This is a genomic window from Cupriavidus sp. WS, assembly GCF_000395345.1.
In the GTDB taxonomy this organism is placed as follows: domain Bacteria; phylum Pseudomonadota; class Gammaproteobacteria; order Burkholderiales; family Burkholderiaceae; genus Cupriavidus; species Cupriavidus basilensis_B.
Genome location: NZ_AQPL01000155.1, coordinates 1 through 3,268, shown reverse-complemented (window position 1 = coordinate 3,268; position 3,268 = coordinate 1). Strand labels below are relative to the sequence as shown.

Genomic DNA, 3,268 nt, shown 5'->3' with positions numbered 1-3,268 from the left:
GAGCGAGGCGGGCGGCGCGTATCGCGCGATGCCGAACAGCGCCAGCCCGTGCAGCAGCAGCGTGAACGCCACGCCGCCGAGCCGGCGCGCATGCGCGGATGGCCGCGGCTTTCCATCGGGCGCCGGGCGGGCCCGCCACGGCGGCGAGGGCACGAAGATCTCCATGAGGCGCCTCAGAAGTTGTGGGTCGCGGTGACGTAGACCAGGCGCCCCGGCAGGACTTCCACCAGTTGCTGGCTGGCGTAATCGCCGTACAGCGTGCGGGCGAACAGGTTCTTCACGCCGAGCGTCAGCGACCACTGCCTGTCGCGGTAATAGAGGCTCGCGTCGGTGCGGGCCTGGCCGGGAATCGAGCGGTTTTCGCCGGTGAAGGCAGTGGCCTGGTAGCGGGTGCGCGCCCAGATGCCGACGCCGACGCCCCAGCCGCGCAGGGTCTCGCCCTGCAGGTCATAGGTCGTCCACAGGCTGGCGGAGCTTCGCGGCAGCTGGCTGATGTTGCCCTCGGTCGGCAACTGATTGGCGTACGTGTAGCTGGCGATGATGTTCCAGCCTGGCATCAGGCGCCCGGTCAGGTCCATTTCGAAGCCGCGGCTCACGACGCCCGGCACCAGGAAGGAAAAGCCCGGATTCGTCGGATCGCTCATCGCCACGTTGTACTTGGCGGCGCGGTACACCGCCAGCGTCCCCGTGAGGCGGTCATCGAGCAGGTTCAGCTTGACGCCGGCTTCCACCGAACGGCCGGTCTGCGGCGGCATGGGCTCGGCCCTGCCGAGGTCGCGCCTGATATTGGATTGCGGCGAAAAGCTGCGCAGCGCGTTGGCGTAGATCCCCACCGCATCGGTAAGCTGGTACACGAAGCCGATGCCGGGCGACCAGGCGTCCACCGAAGGCTGCAGGCTGGACCAGGCCTGGCCGTGGTTGATGCTCGCCAGGACGGTGAGCCTGTCCCACTTCAGCTGATCCTGCAGATAAAAGACGTTCTGGTAAGTGCGTTCCGAATAGGTAAAAGACGGCTGCGGAGTAACCACCTGGCTCAGCGGCGGCAGATCGGACATCGGGAACGCTCCGAACGCCATGCCTCCGTAGCCGCCGTTCACCGAAGTCCACGCAGTCGTATAGGCAAAGCCGGCCAGCATCGTATGCCGGACCGGGCCGGTGGCGAACCGGGCCTTGAGGCTGTTGTCGAGATTGAAGGAACGCACGCTGGTGCGGCTGGCAACGCCGGTGTACACCGCCAGGGGATCGGACGTGCCCATGTCGGCGGGGAAAGCCGTGTAGGCCGAGTTGATCGAGCTGTCGGCGATATAGCGCACCTTGCTCTGCAGGGTCAGCCCGGGTGTCAGCTGTTGCTTGAGGTCGTAGTACGCCGAGGTGCTGTTGACGGACATGTGGTCGTCCGCGCGGCCCGACAGCCCGGTGAGCGGCGCCGGGCCGCTCAACAGGGGGAAGGTATAGCTGGGGGGCGGCTGCCGCCCCGTATGCTGCTCGAAACCCACCGCCAGGTCGGTGCCACCGCTGCGCCAGCCGATCGACGGCGCCACATAGAAATCGCGCTTGCCGTCGTGGCCGATGAAATCGCGGCTGTTGCGCTCGCCCGAGACGACGAAGCGGTAGATCAGCTTCTTGTCCTCCGAGAATGCGCCGGCCAGGTCGAGCCCGCCCATCAGGTTGCCGTACGAGCCGGTCTGCAGGGTCGCTTCGCGCACGGGCTCCGCCTGCGGACGCTTGACGTTGATGTTGACGATGCCGCCGGGATCCGATGCGCCCGCCAGGATGGCGCTCGCTCCCTTCAGGACTTCGACGCTCGAGAGCGCGATCGCCGGCAGCGACAGCGCGGTATCCGCGCGCGCGAGACTTATGCCGCCATTGACGCTGACCGCCGCCGTCATGCCGCGGATGTACGGCGTGCCGCCGATGCTGTCGGCGCCCGCGTTCGAGATCGACACACCGCTGACGTTGCGCAATGCGTCGCCGACGGACTGCACCTGCTGGCTTTTCAGCACGTCCTCCGTCACGACCTGGACCGACTGCGGAATTTCCGCGATCGGCGTGTCGGTGCGCGTGGCCGTCGAGGTCGCCACTGCGACGAAGCCCGAATCCGATGGCGCGCTGCTGTCGGTGACGGTGATGGTCGGCAGCACGCTGGCGCCCGCGCCGGAGGCCGGCTCCTTGCGCGCGGGCGGCAACGCGCGGATCACGTAGGTCTTCTCGTCCTGCTGCTGCGCCGTCAGCCCGCTGCCCTGCAGCAGCCGGTCGAGCGCCTGCGGCACGGTCATCACGCCGGAAACGGCGGGCGCGGCGCGGCCGGCGACCAGATTGTCGAGCGCCAGGATATTGACGCCGCGTTCCCGCGCAAGCTGCGACAACGCCGTCGACAACGGCTGGGCCTGCATGTTGATCGCCGTCTGCGCGCACAGGCTGGCGCTCGCCACGGCCAGGGCCCCGCCCAGCGCACGGCACGCCCGCGTTTTCTGATTCCATCTGAAAGGCATGAGCAGTTTTCCCTTTGTCTTCGTTTTTCCGCCATTGCGCTTCGCTGCCGGCAAGCACGCGCCCTTACCTCTAAAGCCGATCAGGCAGCCGCGGCGGTACCGTCCGAGCCCGGAAATCTTTTTGATCGGAAAACGAGACCGATAGGTGCGACCTATGGAGCGGGCGGCGCGCAAGGCGGCGGGGAAATGCGGGACAAATGCAGGACAAGTGGCGGGACAAGTGAGGTGCGCGCTTCCCGATTCTTGGTACCATCCAGCCCCAGGGCGCGCCCGCGAGCCAGCCGGCGCCCCTTTCCATCCACGAGCAATGCCACGGAGGTCATGCTGTGAAATTCACCAAGGTGCTGGCAGCGATGGCCTGCCTGGCGGCGGCGGCCTGCACCACCACGCCCGCGCCCATGCCGGGCAATGGCCGGCAGATGTCCACCTACGACACCGACACCGAGTACACGGTGGAGTACGTCGCCGACGGCTTCACGCTGATGGTCAACCATCGCTATTCCGGCTTCACGGTGCGCACCGGCACCGCGGAGTCGGCATGCAGGGCCATGCTCGCGAGCGTGGCGAACAACCTCGCCGAGCGCCGGCAGCGCCAGATCGAGCCGATCGACGCGCAGCGCGTCAGGCTCGCCACCAGCCGCAACTGGTACGGCAGGATGGCGACATGCTCGGCCACCGCGCCGGTCGCCTGGAAGCGCTGATGCGCTGATGCGCTGATGCGCTCGCCGCCGCGCCGATGCGTCCATGCGCGCCGGCGCGGCGGCGGGCGCCCTTCC

The 3,268-nt window shown here is 67.9% G+C and carries 2 protein-coding genes; one reads left to right on the top strand and one right to left on the bottom strand.

Features of this window, described 5'->3' with window-relative positions:
- Positions 1-173: 173 nt before the first annotated feature.
- On the bottom strand, positions 174-2,546 hold the full coding sequence (locus K206_RS0113790) for a TonB-dependent receptor (RefSeq protein ID WP_155888061.1): 2,373 nt from the start codon (positions 2,544-2,546) through the stop codon (positions 174-176).
- 272 nt (positions 2,547-2,818) lie between these two features.
- Between K206_RS0113790 and K206_RS0113785 the strand changes: the two genes are divergently transcribed.
- Positions 2,819-3,193: a hypothetical protein gene (locus K206_RS0113785; protein ID WP_020202991.1), complete on the top strand. Its 375-nt coding sequence runs from the start codon at positions 2,819-2,821 to the stop codon at positions 3,191-3,193.
- Positions 3,194-3,268 lie beyond the last annotated feature (75 nt).